This window comes from Pectobacterium sp. S5 (assembly GCF_051707265.1).
Lineage (GTDB): Bacteria > Pseudomonadota > Gammaproteobacteria > Enterobacterales > Enterobacteriaceae > Pectobacterium > Pectobacterium polare.
Genome location: NZ_JAULSZ010000007.1, coordinates 171,588 through 187,989 on the forward strand (window position 1 = coordinate 171,588; position 16,402 = coordinate 187,989).

16 protein-coding genes and 1 pseudogene are annotated in these 16,402 nt (G+C 51.5%); 5 read left to right on the forward strand and 12 right to left on the reverse strand.

What is annotated here, in order from left to right; all coding sequences use genetic code 11:
- Positions 1 to 79: 79 nt before the first annotated feature.
- Positions 80 to 742: an NADPH-dependent F420 reductase gene (locus tag QWJ20_RS20305; RefSeq protein ID WP_249716466.1), complete on the forward strand. Its 663-nt coding sequence runs from the start codon at positions 80 to 82 to the stop codon at positions 740 to 742.
- Between the two features lie 82 nt (positions 743 to 824).
- On the opposite strand, the gene ilvC is transcribed toward QWJ20_RS20305, so the two are convergent.
- Complete coding sequence (ilvC, locus tag QWJ20_RS20310) at positions 825 to 2,303, reverse strand: ketol-acid reductoisomerase (RefSeq protein ID WP_039487964.1); 1,479 nt, start codon at positions 2,301 to 2,303, stop codon at positions 825 to 827.
- A gap of 167 nt (positions 2,304 to 2,470) precedes the next feature.
- On the opposite strand from ilvC, the gene ilvY reads away from it, so the two are divergent.
- Positions 2,471 to 3,361 carry an HTH-type transcriptional activator IlvY gene (ilvY, locus tag QWJ20_RS20315; RefSeq protein WP_240584015.1) on the forward strand — a complete coding sequence of 297 codons (891 nt, stop codon included), beginning with the start codon at positions 2,471 to 2,473 and terminating at the stop codon, positions 3,359 to 3,361.
- Positions 3,358 to 4,158, forward strand: coding sequence for a lysozyme inhibitor LprI family protein (locus QWJ20_RS20320; RefSeq protein WP_433993337.1), 801 nt, complete (start codon positions 3,358 to 3,360; stop codon positions 4,156 to 4,158). The genes ilvY and QWJ20_RS20320 overlap by 4 nt, the downstream gene beginning before the upstream one ends.
- A gap of 18 nt (positions 4,159 to 4,176) precedes the next feature.
- Here QWJ20_RS20320 and QWJ20_RS20325 read toward each other — a convergent pair whose 3' ends face one another.
- The 11 genes from QWJ20_RS20325 to ilvL form a co-directional block, all read right to left on the reverse strand.
- Entirely contained in the window at positions 4,177 to 4,920 is a 744-nt protein-coding gene (locus QWJ20_RS20325) for a DUF2461 domain-containing protein (RefSeq protein ID WP_433993338.1), read from the reverse strand.
- 101 nt (positions 4,921 to 5,021) lie between these two features.
- Entirely contained in the window at positions 5,022 to 5,462 is a 441-nt protein-coding gene (locus QWJ20_RS20330; protein ID WP_433993339.1) for a lysozyme inhibitor LprI family protein, read from the reverse strand.
- A complete protein-coding gene (locus QWJ20_RS20335) occupies positions 5,459 to 6,049 on the reverse strand; it encodes a calcium-binding protein (RefSeq protein WP_433993340.1) in 591 nt (196 codons plus the stop codon). The genes QWJ20_RS20330 and QWJ20_RS20335 overlap by 4 nt, the downstream gene beginning before the upstream one ends.
- A gap of 137 nt (positions 6,050 to 6,186) precedes the next feature.
- Positions 6,187 to 6,666, reverse strand: coding sequence for an Hcp family type VI secretion system effector (locus QWJ20_RS20340; protein WP_095700892.1), 480 nt, complete (start codon positions 6,664 to 6,666; stop codon positions 6,187 to 6,189).
- 28 nt (positions 6,667 to 6,694) lie between these two features.
- A complete protein-coding gene (locus QWJ20_RS20345; protein ID WP_433993341.1) occupies positions 6,695 to 6,904 on the reverse strand; it encodes a hypothetical protein in 210 nt (69 codons plus the stop codon).
- 299 nt (positions 6,905 to 7,203) lie between these two features.
- Complete coding sequence (gene ilvA, locus QWJ20_RS20350; protein ID WP_095995315.1) at positions 7,204 to 8,748, reverse strand: threonine ammonia-lyase, biosynthetic; 1,545 nt, start codon at positions 8,746 to 8,748, stop codon at positions 7,204 to 7,206.
- Positions 8,749 to 8,753: 5 nt separating this feature from the next.
- The gene (gene ilvD / locus QWJ20_RS20355) at positions 8,754 to 10,604 is read right to left on the reverse strand and encodes a dihydroxy-acid dehydratase (protein ID WP_039487959.1); all 1,851 of its coding nucleotides are present in this window, start codon (positions 10,602 to 10,604) and stop codon (positions 8,754 to 8,756) included.
- Positions 10,605 to 10,677: 73 nt separating this feature from the next.
- Complete coding sequence (locus tag QWJ20_RS20360) at positions 10,678 to 11,604, reverse strand: branched-chain amino acid transaminase (RefSeq protein ID WP_095700894.1); 927 nt, start codon at positions 11,602 to 11,604, stop codon at positions 10,678 to 10,680.
- A 25-nt stretch (positions 11,605 to 11,629) separates the two neighbouring features.
- Positions 11,630 to 11,890: an acetolactate synthase 2 small subunit gene (gene ilvM / locus QWJ20_RS20365; RefSeq protein ID WP_095700895.1), complete on the reverse strand. Its 261-nt coding sequence runs from the start codon at positions 11,888 to 11,890 to the stop codon at positions 11,630 to 11,632.
- Positions 11,891 to 11,948: 58 nt separating this feature from the next.
- Positions 11,949 to 13,595: an acetolactate synthase 2 catalytic subunit gene (ilvG, locus tag QWJ20_RS20370; protein WP_433993342.1), complete on the reverse strand. Its 1,647-nt coding sequence runs from the start codon at positions 13,593 to 13,595 to the stop codon at positions 11,949 to 11,951.
- A 140-nt stretch (positions 13,596 to 13,735) separates the two neighbouring features.
- Positions 13,736 to 13,834, reverse strand: a complete 99-nt coding sequence (gene ilvL / locus QWJ20_RS20375; RefSeq protein WP_071531109.1) for an ilv operon leader peptide — start codon at positions 13,832 to 13,834, stop codon at positions 13,736 to 13,738.
- 407 nt (positions 13,835 to 14,241) lie between these two features.
- On the opposite strand from ilvL, the gene QWJ20_RS20380 reads away from it, so the two are divergent.
- Together QWJ20_RS20380 and QWJ20_RS20385 are read left to right on the forward strand one after the other, a co-directional pair.
- Positions 14,242 to 15,768: a YifB family Mg chelatase-like AAA ATPase gene (locus tag QWJ20_RS20380; protein WP_233968503.1), complete on the forward strand. Its 1,527-nt coding sequence runs from the start codon at positions 14,242 to 14,244 to the stop codon at positions 15,766 to 15,768.
- 129 nt (positions 15,769 to 15,897) lie between these two features.
- Positions 15,898 to 16,402 (forward strand): annotated as a pseudogene (locus QWJ20_RS20385) (IS4 family transposase); the annotation flags it as partial.

Consider the following 16,402-nt stretch of genomic DNA (forward strand, 5'->3'; position numbering starts at 1 on the left):
CCCTCTCAGATAACACACTTTATCTTCAAAAAGTAGAGGATTAACCTTTTCGTCTCAAAACCATTGAAGGTGAAAAAAGATGAAAATTGGCATTATTGGCGCGGGTTTTGTCGGACGGGCGATCGCTAAACTGGCGATCCAAGCGGGGCATCAAACCATGCTCAGCAATTCGCGTGACCCCAAAACGCTTTTCAGCCTACGGCCTATGATCGGCTGCGATATTGGAACACCCACACAAGCCGCAGCATTTGGCGATATTGTCGTTATCGCGGTTCCGCTCTCCGCTATCGGCAATCTCCCTACACAGGCATTGCAGGGTAAATTTGCGATTGATGCCGTCAACTACTACCCAGAACGAGACGGAAGCGTCATCACTCTTGATGCGCAGCAAACAACGACCAGCGAACTCCTTGCCGATACGTTACCCGGTGCAAAAATCATCAAAGCATTTAACGCGATTACCATGACGCATCTGGAAAGCCACGGTTTACCCGCGGGTCATCCCGAGCGACGAGCGCTACCGCTTGCGGGTGATGATCCTCAAGGAAAAACGATTGTGGCTGAGCTTTATGACGCGTTCGGATTTGATGGGGTAGACGCAGGGGCCTTGTCTGAAGGCTGGCGTTTTGAAAGAAACATGCCGTCTTACTGCATACGGATGACGAAAGCAGAATTAACCACGGCGCTGGCGCTTGCCTCACGCAACACACTGCCTGTACAGGATCTAGATAACGCGAGATGAGGGATAACCGCAGATAAAAAAATGCTGCTCCCCAAGGGAGCAGCATAGCAATCATCGTGTTTCGGTAAGCGTCAAAATAACATTAACCCGCAACAGCGATACGCTTCATGTCTTTCATGTAACCGCGCAGCGTGTGGCCTACGGTTTCGATTGGGTGGTTACGGATGGCTTCGTTAACATCACGCAGCTGCGCGTTGTCCACTTCGGTACCCGCTACCGCTTTACCCAGGTCGCCCGGCTGCAGGGATGCCATGAACGCATCTTTCAGCAATGGTACGGCAGCGTTAGCAAACAGGTAGTTACCGTATTCTGCGGTATCGGAGATAACCACGTTCATTTCATACAGACGCTTACGCGCGATGGTGTTGGCGATCAGCGGCAGCTCATGCAGTGATTCGTAGTAAGCCGATTCTTCGATGATGCCAGAGCTCACCATGGTTTCAAACGCCAGCTCAACGCCCGCTTTCACCATCGCAACCATCAGCACGCCGTTATCAAAGTATTCTTGCTCAGCGATTTTACCGTCGAACTGCGGTGCGTTTTCGAATGCCGTTTGGCCAGTCTCTTCACGCCAGGTCAGCAGTTTCACGTCATCGTTCGCCCAGTCAGCCATCATACCGCTGGAGAATTCGCCGGAGATGATGTCATCCATGTGTTTCTGGAACAGTGGCGCCATGATGCCTTTCAGCTGCTCAGACAGTGCGTAAGCACGCAGTTTCGCTGGGTTAGACAAGCGATCCATCATCAGCGTAATCCCGCCCTGCTTCAGCGCTTCAGTGATGGTTTCCCAGCCGAACTGAATCAGTTTTTCTGCATAAGCGGGATCGGTACCTTCAGCAACCAGCTTGTCGAAGCTCAGCAAAGAACCCGCCTGCAACATACCGCACAGAATGGTCTGCTCACCCATCAGGTCAGATTTCACTTCTGCAACGAAAGAAGATTGCAGAACGCCAGCACGGTGACCACCCGTTGCCGCAGCCCAAGCTTTAGCAATGGCCATGCCTTCGCCTTTCGGATCGTTTTCCGGGTGAACCGCGATCAGCGTGGGTACGCCGAAACCACGTTTGTATTCTTCACGTACTTCCGTACCTGGGCACTTCGGCGCCACCATCACGACGGTGATGTCTTTACGAATTTGCTCGCCCACTTCAACGATGTTGAAACCGTGAGAGTAGCCCAGCGCTGCGCCCTGTTTCATCAGCGGTTGTACCGCCTGAACCACTGCAGAGTGCTGTTTGTCCGGCGTCAGGTTAACCACCAGGTCAGCCTGCGGGATCAGATCTTCGTAGGTGCCAACGGTGAAGCCGTTTTCGGTCGCTTTGCGCCATGATGCGCGTTTTTCGGCAATCGCTTCAGCACGCAGGGCGTAAGCGATATCCAGACCAGAATCGCGCATGTTCAGACCCTGGTTCAGACCCTGAGCACCACAGCCGACGATCACCACTTTTTTCCCTTTCAGGTAGCTCGCCTCATCGGCAAATTCATCACGCCCCATGAAGCGGCACTTGCCCAATTGATCCAGCTGCTGACGCAGGTTTAATGTGTTGAAATAGTTAGCCATGTCGTGCTCCGTATACAGTTTTGTTTATCTGTTATTCGAGAAAGGATTCCCGTCAGATGGGAATTCACTATGACCCCATCATATGACAGGAATTGCGTTGCTTAAATTGATATATTAACAACGTCACATTGCACTATCTGCAAGATAAAAAACGGGGCCTGTATCGCATGGATTTACGTGATCTCAAATTATTCCTGCACCTTGCGGAAAGCCGACACTTTGGCCGTACCGCAAAGGCGATGCACATCAGCCCGTCCACGTTATCGCGGCAAATTCAACGGCTGGAAGAGGATTTAGGGCAGACGCTGTTCCTGCGAGATAACCGCACCGTGCAGCTCACCGATGCCGGAGAGCACCTGAAGCAGTTCGCCCAGCAAACGTTGCTGCAATACCAGCAGCTACGCCACACGATAGACCAGCACGGGCCGTCATTAAGCGGCGAGCTGCGGATCTTCTGTTCCGTCACCGCCGCCTACAGCCACCTGCCGCCGATTCTGGATCGCTTTCGGGCGCTGCACCCGCTGGTAGAAATTAAACTGACGACGGGTGATGCCGCCGATGCGGTTGAGAAAATTCAGTCGAATGATGGGGATTTGGGGATAGCCGGACGCCCGGAAGCGCTCCCAGCCAGCGTTGACTTCATGCCGCTCGATAAACTGCCTCTGGCGTTGATTATCCCGGCACTTCCCTGCCCCGTGCAGTCGCTGGTACGGCAGGCAGACCCAGACTGGTCGCAGATTCCGTTCATCCTGCCGGAGCACGGCCCGGTGCGTAAGCGCATCGATCTGTGGTTCCGACGCAACCACATCACCAACCCGCAAATTTACGCCACCATCTCCGGGCATGAAGCGATGGTATCGATGGTCGCGCTAGGCTGCGGCATCGCGCTGATTCCAAACGTCGTACTGGAGAACAGCCCGGAACCGGTACGCAACCGCGTCTCCGTCTTTGTCGAGCAGGTAATGGAGCCGCTTGAACTCGGCGTGTGCGTACAGAAAAAACGGCTTAGCGAACCGCTGATTGCCGCCTTTTGGGACATATTACAGGACACCCCATGAAGATAGCCTTCACTGCCCTCATCGCCGCAGGGGTGACGTTGGTTTCCCTCAGCCATAATGCGCAAGCCGCCAGCTTCTCCTGCGACAAAGCCGCTTCAGTTCAGGAAAAGCTGATTTGTGCCAGCCCATTGCTCGGGCAGCTCGATGAAGAACTGGCACAGGTCTGGAAGACCTCCCGCACGTTCCTGACGGCGTACGACAACAGCGCACCGTGGGAAAAAACGCTCAACCAGTTTCAGCGCAGCTGGCTGACCACACGCGACCAGTGCAAAGACGAAGACTGTTTGCGCCAACGCTATCAGCAGCAGTTAAACCGGCTGCGCTATCTGAATGACATCGCGCAGCACGCACTCCCTTCGCCAATTACCCCCGTGAAGAACACGTCCTGCTTCAACGGTTCATTCAGCTATGAGTATGTGATGTCGGGGCTTTCCACCGAGGAGTACCGCGATCTGGGGGAGTATTTTCGGGAAATGTACGACCAGAAAGCGCCCTACCACGCCGTCAGCCTGACGATGACCAACCAACGTGGCAAGATTGAAGGCGGTGCATCCATTGCATTCCGCTACGGTAACAAGCTGGATGATTCCACCTTCACCGCTCGTCAGATGAGCGATGTACAGGCGATTGGCAAAGGCGAAAGCAGTTTCGGCCAGCAGGTGAAAATACTGCTCACCTGCATTGACGATGACCATCTGCAAATCGCCACTTTCGGCAGCAATCGGGAAGAAGGTTACCTGTTTAACTATTTGTTAGAGCGCGATAAAACGCCACTGGAGCCGCAGAAAACGCCGTAGTGTTGGCTAACTCTGACTCTAGCGTTCAAACCACTTATCCGCCGAAAATGCCCGCGTATCGGACTCCGTTTCCTGCGCGGCTTTCTTCATGGTTTCGACGTTCATCAGGTAATGATAGAGCGGTTCAAGCTGGGTAAAACCCTGTGACAGAATCGTCACCAGCTCGCCGGAAAACAGCGCGTCCATATCTTGTCGGGTATCTATCGCGGCAAACGACTTACGGTTATACCAGTCTGCCAGTTCCGGTTCCTGACCTTTAATCAACGGGCGTTTGTAGCTTTCGCCTTCCAGCGTGAAGGTCTTTCCCAGACAGCTTGCCACTTCAAGAAACTGCGATGGATTACCGCGCAGCGTCTGACGGAACAGGTCCATCGTATTACGCGTCGCGCTGTAATAGCCCAGCCCGTAACGCCAGGTATCCGGCGTGATTTCAAAGAAATACACCGGCGCGTCCGTCCAGTCTTTGCGGGTACGTTTGAAAGTGAGCCACATTTGGCTGCGATAGCGGGATTTATCGTGAGAAAAGCGCGTGTCGCGGTGAATACGGGAGAGCGTTTTGCCGATGGCAGGACGCGTTTCAAAATGGTCGTCAATCTGCAACATGGTCAGACTGAGCTCATCCACCAGCGTGCGGAACGGCGCAACCAGTTGCTCATCGTAAACCGCACGATGCTCGTCAAACCACGCTTTATCGTTGTACTGACGCACCTGCTGAAGAAATGTTAAACCCGCTTGAGAAAAACCCGTGAACTGCGTTGCCATAAAGAAATGCCATCCCTGTTGCTGTCAGATGACATTAAAGATAACGCCGCCGACGGCGAAACACCATCGGCGGTGTAACACACTTATCCAAGGGATAAGTATTAAGGGATATTGAGCTCACCGTCTAGCGACTCGATCCGCCTGTAGTTTTCTACCGCCTCGCAAAGACTTTTACCAGAAAAATAAATAGGGCTATCTTTAATATACGGGTGTACTTTATACGCACAACGATGGACAACATAATTTTTCCACGCGGCTTGATCTGTTTTGAAAAGCTTAACGGCATCTTCCTCATCCTCCATAGTTATAAGTTTGGAGAGAAATTCTATTGCTTCTTTATTTTTTTGTTCTAGTTTTTCTGTCGAATCAGCAAGCATCCGGTCAATACAAATATCCACTTCATGATAGCTTTCCCCTTTCATTATATCTTTACATAACGTTTTCTCCATTAATTCCAGTTTACTCCAATAAATCTCACCAAATGCAGGGGATATACCATTCATAGAAAATAACATCAACATACAGAAGTAGATATTTTTCATTTTCTCATCCTTAAATAACCTGCTCGATTTCTTCCTGCCTCATAGTCTAGCAAATCTTTCGTACTCTCTATTTTCTTTATTAACAGATCGATATCATTTTTTGCTGCAACAGGAATAGTCGTCTCCCCAGCAAACCCTTGATAGGCAAGATCTATCAGAATATCTCTGATAGCGGGGTGAAGTTCATCCCAATTCACCCTATCAGGTACATTAGCGGAATAACGTGCATATCGTTTTTTCGCTATTTCTATATACCCAACATAAACCATATTAAATAGAGCTATTTGTTGCTGATGTGTAATCATGCCAATTTTTTCTTTATATTCTTTCACGAAAGTTTCGGCAGCACCTGCTTTTAACCCTGCCCCCTTCGCTATCAAATTCGCTTTTTCACTACCAATACCAATTCTGAGCATATCCGAATAGATTTCACCCTTGGTTCTCTCCCCCATATCATAGCCTCGCCCCAGCGTCACACCAGACTTAGCCTTTCTTGGCCAGTGAATGACTCGGCTAAAAAAAGGGCTATTGGGAACATCATCCCCTTCGCCATCAAAGGTTATTTGTCCTTGAGGTACTCTTAGCATTGAGTAAATTCCTTTTATTAATACGCAGCGCCAATGTACAAAATTATTTAGTATCTTTTTCGGTTAGTGATGAATCAATAAAAACAGCCACAAATAACATAATTATAAATAGCTGCATATTTTATTACTAAGTCAAACTAAATACCACTATCATTCCAGATGCTATAACCTGATGTTCCCGCAACTTTGTGATCCCATGATATAGAACCATACTTCAATAAAATTTTCTCATATGGCATTACGTCATTGTCATTAATCGAATGCGGATAACTACAAGAAATGTCAACAATCCGGGCATCTGTTAATTTAATGACATAAAACAACTCTAATTGCCCGGCGGAATTTATCCTATACAAAAAGAAATTTGCACTTAACTTTTCATTGGAAGAGGTAGAAACACCAAGCAACGGTGACGATTTATCGATAAGTTTAATTATTTCAACGGGGTGACAGGATAGATTATCAGCATGACTCATTGAGTGATTTAAACTTAACACCTGAATTTGATCTTCATGACCAATTTGGCTTCTATTACCAATTGACTGCAATGTTGAACAACCAGAAGAAATTAACCCCTGTTTATCACCCGTCAACTCTAAATAGATAATACTCGACATTTTTAGCAGCCTCTAAGAGTTAATATTTTTAATGCACTGATGGTGTATCGAGCTTGAGTGAAAGTTTTCGCCCATCGGACGTCTTCATTTCCACAAGATTACTTTGAGTCACTTGCATCAGAGAAAGGCATAGCTTCATCATCAATGCGAGTATTTCTTCAGGAGGTAACGAACTATTAATAAGGTTATTCTTTAATTGTTCATTTAACTGAATGGCAAGTTTTTCTTTATTTTTCACACTCGGTCTCCATGTGTTATTCCACTTTTCACCAAACTAACCTAGAAAATAATTATTATCAATAATTAAAGAAATTAGAAAAATGAAAAATTAATTTAAAAATAATAATAACGAACTGCGATTAGATTTATTCAACAACGCCTTGAGACACCTGCTGAAGAAACGTTAAACCCGTTTGAGAAAAACCCGTGAACTGCGTTGCCATAAAGAAATGCCATCCCTGTTGCTGTCAGATGACATTAAAGATAACGCCGCTGACGGCGAAACACCATCGGCGGCGTTAGGGGAACACTCAGCGCTTAACCCGCTAAAAAGAAGCGGAACGCGGGGTTATTGGTTTCGTCGTGGCATTCATAGCCTAGCGCCTGTAGGTGCTGTTCGAATTCCCGATCGCCTGCATCCAACTCGAACGCGGCCAGCACGCGGCCAAAATCCGTGCCGTGGCTGCGGTAATGGAACAGTGAAATATTCCAGTGCGCCCCCAGCGTTTGCAGGAATTTCAGCAATGCGCCCGGCGACTCTGGGAACTCAAAGCTGTACAGCCGCTCCTGGAGCGGTTTGGAAGGGCGTCCGCCGACCATATAACGAACGTGCAGCTTCGCCATTTCATCATCGGACAAATCCACCACTTCATAACCGTCTGCGGACAGCTCGGCGATAATTTCCTGCCGCTCCGCATAGCCACGCGTCAGACGCACACCGACAAAAATGCAGGCGTCTTTGGCATCCGCATAGCGGTAGTTGAACTCGGTAACGGAACGACCGCCCAGCAGTTGGCAAAACTTCAGGAAGCTGCCCTGTTTCTCGGGGATCGTCACGGCCAGCAAGGCTTCGCGCTGTTCACCCAGCTCGCAGCGTTCGGAAACGTAGCGTAGCCCGTGGAAGTTGACGTTCGCGCCAGACAGAATATGCGCCAGACGTTCACCCTGAATCTGATGCTGTTGGATGTATTTCTTCATCCCCGCCAACGCCAGCGCGCCGGACGGTTCAGCAATTGCACGGACATCCTCAAACAGATCTTTCACTGCGGCACAGATGGCATCGCTGTCGACGGTAATCACGTCATCTAGATATTCCCGGCACAGGCGGAACGTTTCATCGCCAATGCGCTTCACCGCCACGCCTTCGGCAAACAGCCCGACACGCGGCAGATCGACCGGCTGCCCGGCATCCAGCGCCGCACGCAGACAGGCGGAATCTTCCGCTTCTACGCCGATCACCTGAATCTGCGGCATCAACTGTTTGATCAGTACGGCAACACCGGCCGCCAAACCACCACCGCCGACTGGCACAAACACGCGATCCAGATGCGCATCCTGCTGTAGTAATTCCATCGCCAGCGTGCCCTGCCCCGCAATCACAGCAGGGTGATCGAACGGCGGCAGAAAGGTCATATGCTGCTGTTGTGACAGCTCAATCGCCTTCGCCTTGGCCTCATCAAAGTTGGCACCGTGTAGCAGCACTTCGCCGCCAAAACCACGCACTGCATCCACCTTGATATCAGCTGTCGCCACTGGCATCACAATCAGTGATTTAATCCCCAGCTTGCTGGAAGAGAGCGCAACACCTTGCGCATGGTTACCAGCAGATGCCGTCACCACGCCGTGGGATTTTTGCTCATCACTCAGGCCTGCCATCATCGCGTACGCGCCGCGCAGCTTGAAGCTGTGCACCGCGTGTCTGTCTTCACGTTTTACCAGAATGACATTACCCAGCCGCGAAGAGATCTTTTCCATCTTCTCCAGCGGTGTGACCTGCGTGATTTCATACACCGGCGATCGCAAGATCGCCCGCAGGTACTCCGCGCCTCCCGGCGCGGCAGGAAGAGGTTGTGACACAGCCATCAGCATTAGCCTCCCAGCTTGCTTTTATCCCGCACAGCGCCTTTATCTGCGCTGGTTGCCAGCATGGCATACGCACGCAGCGCAAAAGATACCTGGCGTTCACGGTTATGTGGCGTCCAGGCCTGCTCGCCTCTCGCCTCTTCCGCTTCGCGGCGGCTTGCCAGCTCATTCTCCGCAACGTCCAGCACAATGCTGCGGTTTGGGATATCAATGGCAATCATGTCGCCATCTTGTACCAGACCAATGGTGCCACCACTTGCGGCTTCAGGAGACGCGTGGCCAATAGACAGCCCCGACGTACCACCAGAGAAGCGTCCGTCAGTGATCAGTGCACAGCTTTTACCCAAGCCCATCGATTTCAGATAGGTGGTCGGGTACAGCATTTCCTGCATGCCCGGCCCGCCTTTCGGCCCTTCGTAACGGATAACCACTACATCGCCCGCGACGACTTTTCCGCCCAGAATCGCTTCTACCGCGTCATCCTGGCTTTCATAGACTTTTGCCGGGCCACGGAAAATCAGGCTATCTTTATCAACGCCTGCGGTTTTCACGATGCAGCCATCTAGCGCAATGTTGCCGTACAGCACCGCCAACCCGCCATCCTGACTGTAAGCATATTCACGCGAGCGAATACAGCCTTCCTGACGATCGGTATCCAGTGAATCCCAGCGACAATCCTGAGAAAACGCTTTGGTCGTACGGATACCCGCTGGTCCTGCAGAATACATACGCTTCACGCTTTCATCTTTCGTCAGCATTACGTCGTAGGCTTCCAGCGTTTCCGGCAGCGTTTTGCCCAACACGTTGTTGACTTCACGGTTCAGCAGACCGGCTCTGTCCAGCTCGCCCAAAATACCGATCACCCCACCAGCACGGTGTACGTCTTCCATATGGTATTTCTGACCGCTAGGCGCAACTTTACACAGGTGTGGCACCTTACGTGAAAGGCGGTCGATATCCGACATGGTGAAATCAATTTCACCTTCCTGCGCTGCGGCCAGCAGATGCAATACGGTATTAGTGGAACCGCCCATGGCGATATCCAGAATCATGGCGTTTTCAAACGCGGCTTTATTCGCGATGTTGCGCGGCAATACGCTTGCATCATCCTGCTCGTAATAACGCTTCGCCAGACCTACGATGCGCGTGCCCGCGTTCAGGAACAGATCCTTACGGTCAGCATGCGTTGCAAGCAATGAACCATTGGCTGGCTGAGAGAGTCCCAGGGCTTCGGTCAGGCAGTTCATGGAGTTCGCCGTGAACATCCCTGAACAAGAGCCGCAGGTCGGGCAGGCGGAACGTTCAATTTGCTCACTGTCGGCATCGCTGACGTTAGGGTTTGCACCCTGAATCATGGCATCGATGAGATCGAGCTTGATAATTTGGTTAGAAAGCTTGGTTTTCCCTGCTTCCATCGGGCCACCAGAAACAAAAATTACCGGAATATTCAGGCGCAGCGACGCCATTAACATCCCCGGGGTGATTTTGTCGCAGTTGGAAATACACACCATGGCATCCGCACAGTGGGCATTGACCATGTATTCCACGGAGTCGGCGATCAGTTCACGGGAAGGCAGAGAATAGAGCATGCCGCCGTGTCCCATCGCGATGCCGTCATCAACGGCAATGGTGTTAAATTCTTTCGCGACGCCGCCGGAAGCTTCGATCTGCTCGGCAACCAGTTTACCCAGATCGCGCAAGTGCACATGGCCAGGCACGAATTGGGTGAAGGAGTTGACCACCGCGATAATCGGTTTACCAAAATCGTCGTCGGTCATCCCGGTGGCGCGCCACAAGGCTCGGGCACCGGCCATATTACGGCCGTGAGTGGTTGTGGCTGAACGGTACTTAGGCATACTCTTTTACTCCAAAAATTACGAATTTGGCGATGACGGAACGCGTCACCGCCTGACTGTCTGTCTTGACTGCTTACTGATTGATCGGATCCAACCAGCCCCATTTATCTTCGGTTTCACCCGTAAAGAGGCCAAAGAACGCCTGCTGCAAGGCTTTGGTGACCGGGCCGCGTTTACCAACACCGACCTGAATGCCGTCGACGCTGCGCACTGGGGTAATTTCTGCCGCAGTACCGGACATGAAGACTTCATCGGCCAGATACAGTGACTCGCGGGACAGCACCTGCTCACGCACTTCATATCCCGCATCTTTCGCCAGCTTGATGATGGCGTCACGCGTAATGCCCGGCAGCGCCGAAGAGGTAAACGGCGGCGTGAAGATAATACCGTCTTTCACTTCAAACAGGTTCTCGCCCGCACCTTCAGAAACATAGCCGTGGACATCCAATGCGATCCCTTCCTGATAGCCGTGGCGACGTGCTTCGCTACCCACCAGCAGAGAGGACAGATAGTTGCCACCCGCTTTCGCGGCGGTTGGAATGGTATTCGCCGCCACACGATTCCAGGACGACACCATCGCATCAATACCGGCTTCCAGCGCCTCTTCACCCAGATACGCGCCCCATGGGAAGGCCGCGATGATGACGTCGGTTTGATAACCGTCTGGCGGGTTAACGCCCATGCCCACATCACCAATGAACACCAGTGGACGAATATACGCGCTGGTCAGGTTATTTTTACGCAGCGTTTCACGGCAGGCTTCCATCAGCTCATCCACGCTTTGCGCGACGGGCATACGGTAAATTTTTGCCGAATCACGCAGGCGCTGCATGTGCTCACGGTGACGGAAAACCACTGGGCCCTTATGTGAATTGTAGCAACGAACGCCTTCAAAGACAGAGGTGCCATAATGCAGGGCATGCGACATGACGTGTACTTTTGCTTCAGCCCATGGAACCATCTCGCCATTGAACCAAATGTAGTCCGCTTTTTTTGTCATTCTTCTTTTTCCTTACTCTTTTGCGTTAGGCGCTGATCTGCTGTGATGTCGTCATCGGTTGAATGTCAACGCAGGAAATATCCAACAGCTTGCTCAATTGCGTTGACAATAAATCCACCGAACGATGGCTGGCAACGGTCAGTTCAATATTAATGTGATCGGCATTGGTGGTTTGCACCATATTCATCGCGCAAACTTTGAAACCGCGATGGCGGGTAACACGCAATACACGCTCCAGAACCTCGGGACGAAAGCGCGCCTGAATCGAAAGTTGATGGTGTGTCATTCTGTTGTCTCCAGCACTTATTCTGTGTAAGTCGGCCATTATTTGGTTTTATCGAGCCTTACTTGGTTTTATCAAGCATCGTTTCGTTACCCGCACCCGGCGGAACCAGCGGCCAAACGTTTTCGTATTCATCAATCGATACGTGCAATAAATAGGGTCCTTCGCTGTTAAACAGGGCATCCAGCGCGACATCAATTTGATCTTTACGGGTGATGCGCTGGCCTGGGATATCAAATGCGCTTGCCAGCGTCAGGAAATCAGGGTTATCGGAGAGATCGGTTTCACTGTAGCGTTCATCAAAGAATAACTGCTGCCACTGACGCACCATGCCTAACCGTTGGTTATCCAGCAACACGATCTTTAACGGCAGCCGTTTTCGTTTGATGGTGCCCAATTCCTGAACGTTCATCATGAAAGAGCCGTCGCCGGAAATGCAGATAACCATGTCGTCCGGGCGCGCAACCTGTGCGCCTACCGCAGCGGGTACACCGAAGCCCATCGTGCCGAGGCCGCTGGAGGTGATGAAATTCTCAGGACGGCTGAACGTCATATGCTGTGCGGCCCACATCTGGTGCTGGCCCACATCGGTCGTGACCACAGTATCCGCATCCATTCGTTCGGAGATCGTTTTCAGCAGCGCAGGCGCATAAATCGCCTGGCCAGGATGATCATAACGCCACGGGTATTCCGCCTTCATCATGGTCGCCTGCTCGCGCCACGCGCTGACGCTCAGCGACTGTTGCAGCGCGGGTAATATCGCGTTCAGATCGCCTTGCAATGCAACATTAGCATGACGCAATTTGCTCAATTCCGCTGGGTCGATATCCATATGAATAACACTGGCGTGAGGCGCGAAGGCGTTCAGTTTGCCGGTCACGCGGTCATCAAAACGCGCCCCGACCGCGATTAACAAATCACACTCCTGCACAATCAGGTTCGCCGCCTTCGTGCCGTGCATACCAATCATACCGAGGTAATAGGGATGATTGGCATCCACGGCACCCAGCCCTTTAAGGGTAGAAACGGAAGGGATATCCGTTACGCTCAGGAATTCACGCAGTGCCGGAACCGCATTCGCCATGCCGACCCCACCGCCAACGTACAGCACCGGTTTTTGCGCTTTTGCCAGCAGAGCGTACGCCTGCGCAATATCTTGATCGGGGAAATCGACATCGTTAACAACAGGCGCAAAGTTTGGAGTGAAATCCCCCACCGCCAGCTGAATGTCTTTAGGAATATCGACCAGAACAGGGCCAGGACGGCCACTGTTGGCAATCGCAAACGCTTCTGCCATCACTTCCGGCAGTGATTCGAGAGACTCAACCAGAAAACTGTGTTTCGTACAGGCCAGAGACAGCCCCAGCACGTCGATCTCCTGGAAAGCATCGGTGCCAATCAGTGCCGACCCAACCTGTCCGGTGATCGCGACCACAGGCACAGAATCCAGCAGAGCATCGGCCAAACCGGTGATCAGGTTCGTTGCTCCAGGGCCAGATGTCGCAATGCAGACGCCCACGTTGCCCGTGGAGCGAGCATAACCAATCGCCGCCATCACCGCGCCTTGCTCGTGGCGACACAGCAGGTGTTTAACGCCGCCGTCATAAAGTGCATCGTAGACTGGCATTATCGCGCCCCCTGGATAACCAAAAACGGTTTCCACTCCCTGCGCTCGCAACGCTTGAACCACCCACTGTGCTCCATTCATAGTTATTTCCCCGACATCTTATGGGAATAACAGAATTTTATGCTGATGTTCATTTTCTGTTCCTTTCCGTTATAGATTACGCCCAACAAAAAACCCCCGACCTTTCGGTGCGGGGGTTTTCTTGAATTAGGCCTTGATTTCTAAGCCATTCTTCGTCCAAGTGCAGCCCCGCACGGTGGGATAATAATCACCACCACGCTAATCACGACTAGGCTAATCACTAGGGATAGGGCTTTCATAATAGGTTGTTCATTAATCTTCTGTCGAACGAATGCCTACAGAGTTATCACAGTCAGACATGGACTGACAACCATTTTTTTTCATTGCCACCCGTAAGAATTACCTATGATACGGGAAAAAATACAACGTAATCATAAGGTAGAAGCGCATCAAATTATTTTCTCCTGTTGGCGTAAAAATGAGCGTTGTATGAGAAACGTGGCAGATGCAAACGGGCGTCGTCGATCGTCGGATAACGTTAAGCAATCGGTTCACCTTAGATAATTGCGACACATCGCGCACAAATTTTACTCATTACTGAAACAGTGAATTATTTCATGACATCGCCGCGCAGACTGGCAAAGACGGTCTCTACTTCTTCTCGCTTGCCGGACATGATGCAAACCATCAGCAGAGGGGAAATAGCATGTCATTGGCAGTTACCTATACTCGGGCAATGATTGGTGTACAAGCGCCGGGCGTTTATATCGAAGTTCACATCAGCAGCGGGCTACCGGCCCTAACGCTGGTCGGCTTACCAGAAACCACCGTCAAGGAAGCGCGCGATCGCGTGCGCAGCGCACTCATCAATTGCGGATTTACGTTTCCAGCAAAGCGCATCACGGTCAATCTCGCCCCCGCAGACCTGCCAAAGGAAGGGGGACGCTACGATCTGCCGATTGCTCTGGCGATTCTGGCGGCCTCAGAACAAATCGATGGTGAAAAACTAAGTCGCTACGAGTTTCTTGGCGAACTTGGCCTGTCTGGCACCTTACGTGGCGTCAATGGCGCGATTCCCGCTGCATTGGAAGCCATAAAGTCAGGCCGCCAGCTTATCCTGCCAGATGACAATAAACGGGAGATGACGTTGATACCGCAGGGTGAAGCGCTGATGGCCGGGCATTTGTTGGACGTGTGTGCTTTTCTCAGCGGAGAAGAGGAATTGCTCAGTTGCTCCGACATGACACCGGTTCCACAGATCGGGGAAGATACGCTCGACTTGAAGGATATCATCGGTCAGGAGCAAGCTAAACGCGCACTGGAAATAGCGGCGGCAGGCGGTCACAACCTACTCTTGCTAGGACCACCGGGAACAGGGAAAACCATGCTGGCGAGTCGATTAGGCAATCTGATGCCGCCATTAAGCGATGAAGAAGCGCTGGAAAGCGCCGCCATCAATAGCCTAATCAACATTGATGCCACCATGACGCGCTGGCGAGAAAGACCATTTAGAGCACCTCATCATAGCTCTTCCATGGCGGCGCTCGTGGGCGGAGGGTCACTGCCCAAACCCGGAGAAATCTCGCTCGCCCACAACGGCGTACTGTTTCTGGATGAATTACCGGAGTTTGAGCGACGCGTACTGGACTCACTACGAGAGCCTCTGGAGTCCGGTGAAATTATCATTTCCCGCACTCGGGCCAAAGTGTGCTACCCAGCACGGGTGCAGCTGGTCGCCGCAATGAATCCTAGCCCGTCAGGCCACTATCAGGGCATTCATAACCGATTACCCGCACAGCAAATACTGCGCTATCTCAGCAAACTCTCTGGTCCCTTTTTGGATCGCTTTGACCTTTCTATCGAAGTCCCTTTGCTACCACCAGGGGTTTTATCTCAGCAGCATTATCAAGGCGAAAGCAGCGCGACAATTCGTGAGCGCGTGCTGACCGCACGGCAGATACAGCTGAAGCGGGCAAATAAAATCAACGCACTGCTCACGTCACGCGAAATAGAAAAACACTGCGGATTGGAGATGGCTGATGCGACCTATTTGGAAGAAGTGATGAACAAACTTGGCTTATCCGTACGTGCGTGGCACAGGATATTGAAAGTTGCGCGCACGATCGCTGACCTCGGCGATCGGGACAACATAGAGAGAAAACACCTTGCCGAAGCGCTGAGCTATCGCTGTATGGATCGATTGCTCATCCAGCTCCACAAAAGCCTTGAATAGCGAGAGTACAACGTTTATTCGCCACAAAAGGAAATGGGGCTAACGCCCTGACGGTTCCCCATAAATAAAGACAGGCATAGAAGGTTGTGATCTACTTAGTGTTCCACCAAAAAGTAAGGTCACGCCTCTATGCCTGCTTCACAAGTTTGCCATAAATTTTTTAGCCAGTCCCTGAACTCACTTCATCAGTACCGTAAAAATGCTCTGCTCGATATGACCGTCGCACTGACGCGTGGCGCATYGCTCTCTCTTACCAGCATCGGCAGGTATCTGCCAGGACCGGCACGGGTTAAGCACAAGATTAAGCGTGTTGACCGRCATCTCAACAGTAACCTGATGTTTAGCGATGTCCCCGCTGTTTATCAGAAGCTTGTATCCCGCCTCACCAGCAGCCTTTCATTATGCGTTATTGCCGTGGACTGGAGCGGYTATCCGTCATCGGAGCTCAGCGTTTTGCGGGCGAGTCTACTGTGCGATGGAAGAGCTATCCCTCTGATGAGTAAAGTCATTTCCTCTCAATACCAGAACAACGCTACCGTTCAGAACGACTTTCTCGATCAGATGGCTGCCGCCATCGGCAAAGATAAGCAGGTCATTGTTGTGACTGATGCAGGCTTTCGCAGCAGTTGGTTTC

Bases quoted from the DNA above. Each gene is read 5' to 3' on its own strand.
- QWJ20_RS20305 (WP_249716466.1), top strand. From the start codon at position 80: ATGAAAATTGGCATTATTGGCGCGGGTTTTGTCGGACGGGCGATCGCT.
- ilvC (WP_039487964.1), bottom strand. From the start codon at position 2,303: ATGGCTAACTATTTCAACACATTAAACCTGCGTCAGCAGCTGGATCAA.
- ilvY (WP_240584015.1), top strand. From the start codon at position 2,471: ATGGATTTACGTGATCTCAAATTATTCCTGCACCTTGCGGAAAGCCGA.
- QWJ20_RS20320 (WP_433993337.1), top strand. From the start codon at position 3,358: ATGAAGATAGCCTTCACTGCCCTCATCGCCGCAGGGGTGACGTTGGTT.
- QWJ20_RS20325 (WP_433993338.1), bottom strand. From the start codon at position 4,920: ATGGCAACGCAGTTCACGGGTTTTTCTCAAGCGGGTTTAACATTTCTT.
- QWJ20_RS20330 (WP_433993339.1), bottom strand. From the start codon at position 5,462: ATGAAAAATATCTACTTCTGTATGTTGATGTTATTTTCTATGAATGGT.
- QWJ20_RS20335 (WP_433993340.1), bottom strand. From the start codon at position 6,049: ATGCTAAGAGTACCTCAAGGACAAATAACCTTTGATGGCGAAGGGGAT.
- QWJ20_RS20340 (WP_095700892.1), bottom strand. From the start codon at position 6,666: ATGTCGAGTATTATCTATTTAGAGTTGACGGGTGATAAACAGGGGTTA.
- ilvA (WP_095995315.1), bottom strand. From the start codon at position 8,748: ATGGCTGTGTCACAACCTCTTCCTGCCGCGCCGGGAGGCGCGGAGTAC.
- ilvD (WP_039487959.1), bottom strand. From the start codon at position 10,604: ATGCCTAAGTACCGTTCAGCCACAACCACTCACGGCCGTAATATGGCC.
- QWJ20_RS20360 (WP_095700894.1), bottom strand. From the start codon at position 11,604: ATGACAAAAAAAGCGGACTACATTTGGTTCAATGGCGAGATGGTTCCA.
- ilvM (WP_095700895.1), bottom strand. From the start codon at position 11,890: ATGACACACCATCAACTTTCGATTCAGGCGCGCTTTCGTCCCGAGGTT.
- ilvG (WP_433993342.1), bottom strand. From the start codon at position 13,595: ATGAATGGAGCACAGTGGGTGGTTCAAGCGTTGCGAGCGCAGGGAGTG.
- ilvL (WP_071531109.1), bottom strand. From the start codon at position 13,834: ATGAAAGCCCTATCCCTAGTGATTAGCCTAGTCGTGATTAGCGTGGTG.
- QWJ20_RS20380 (WP_233968503.1), top strand. From the start codon at position 14,242: ATGTCATTGGCAGTTACCTATACTCGGGCAATGATTGGTGTACAAGCG.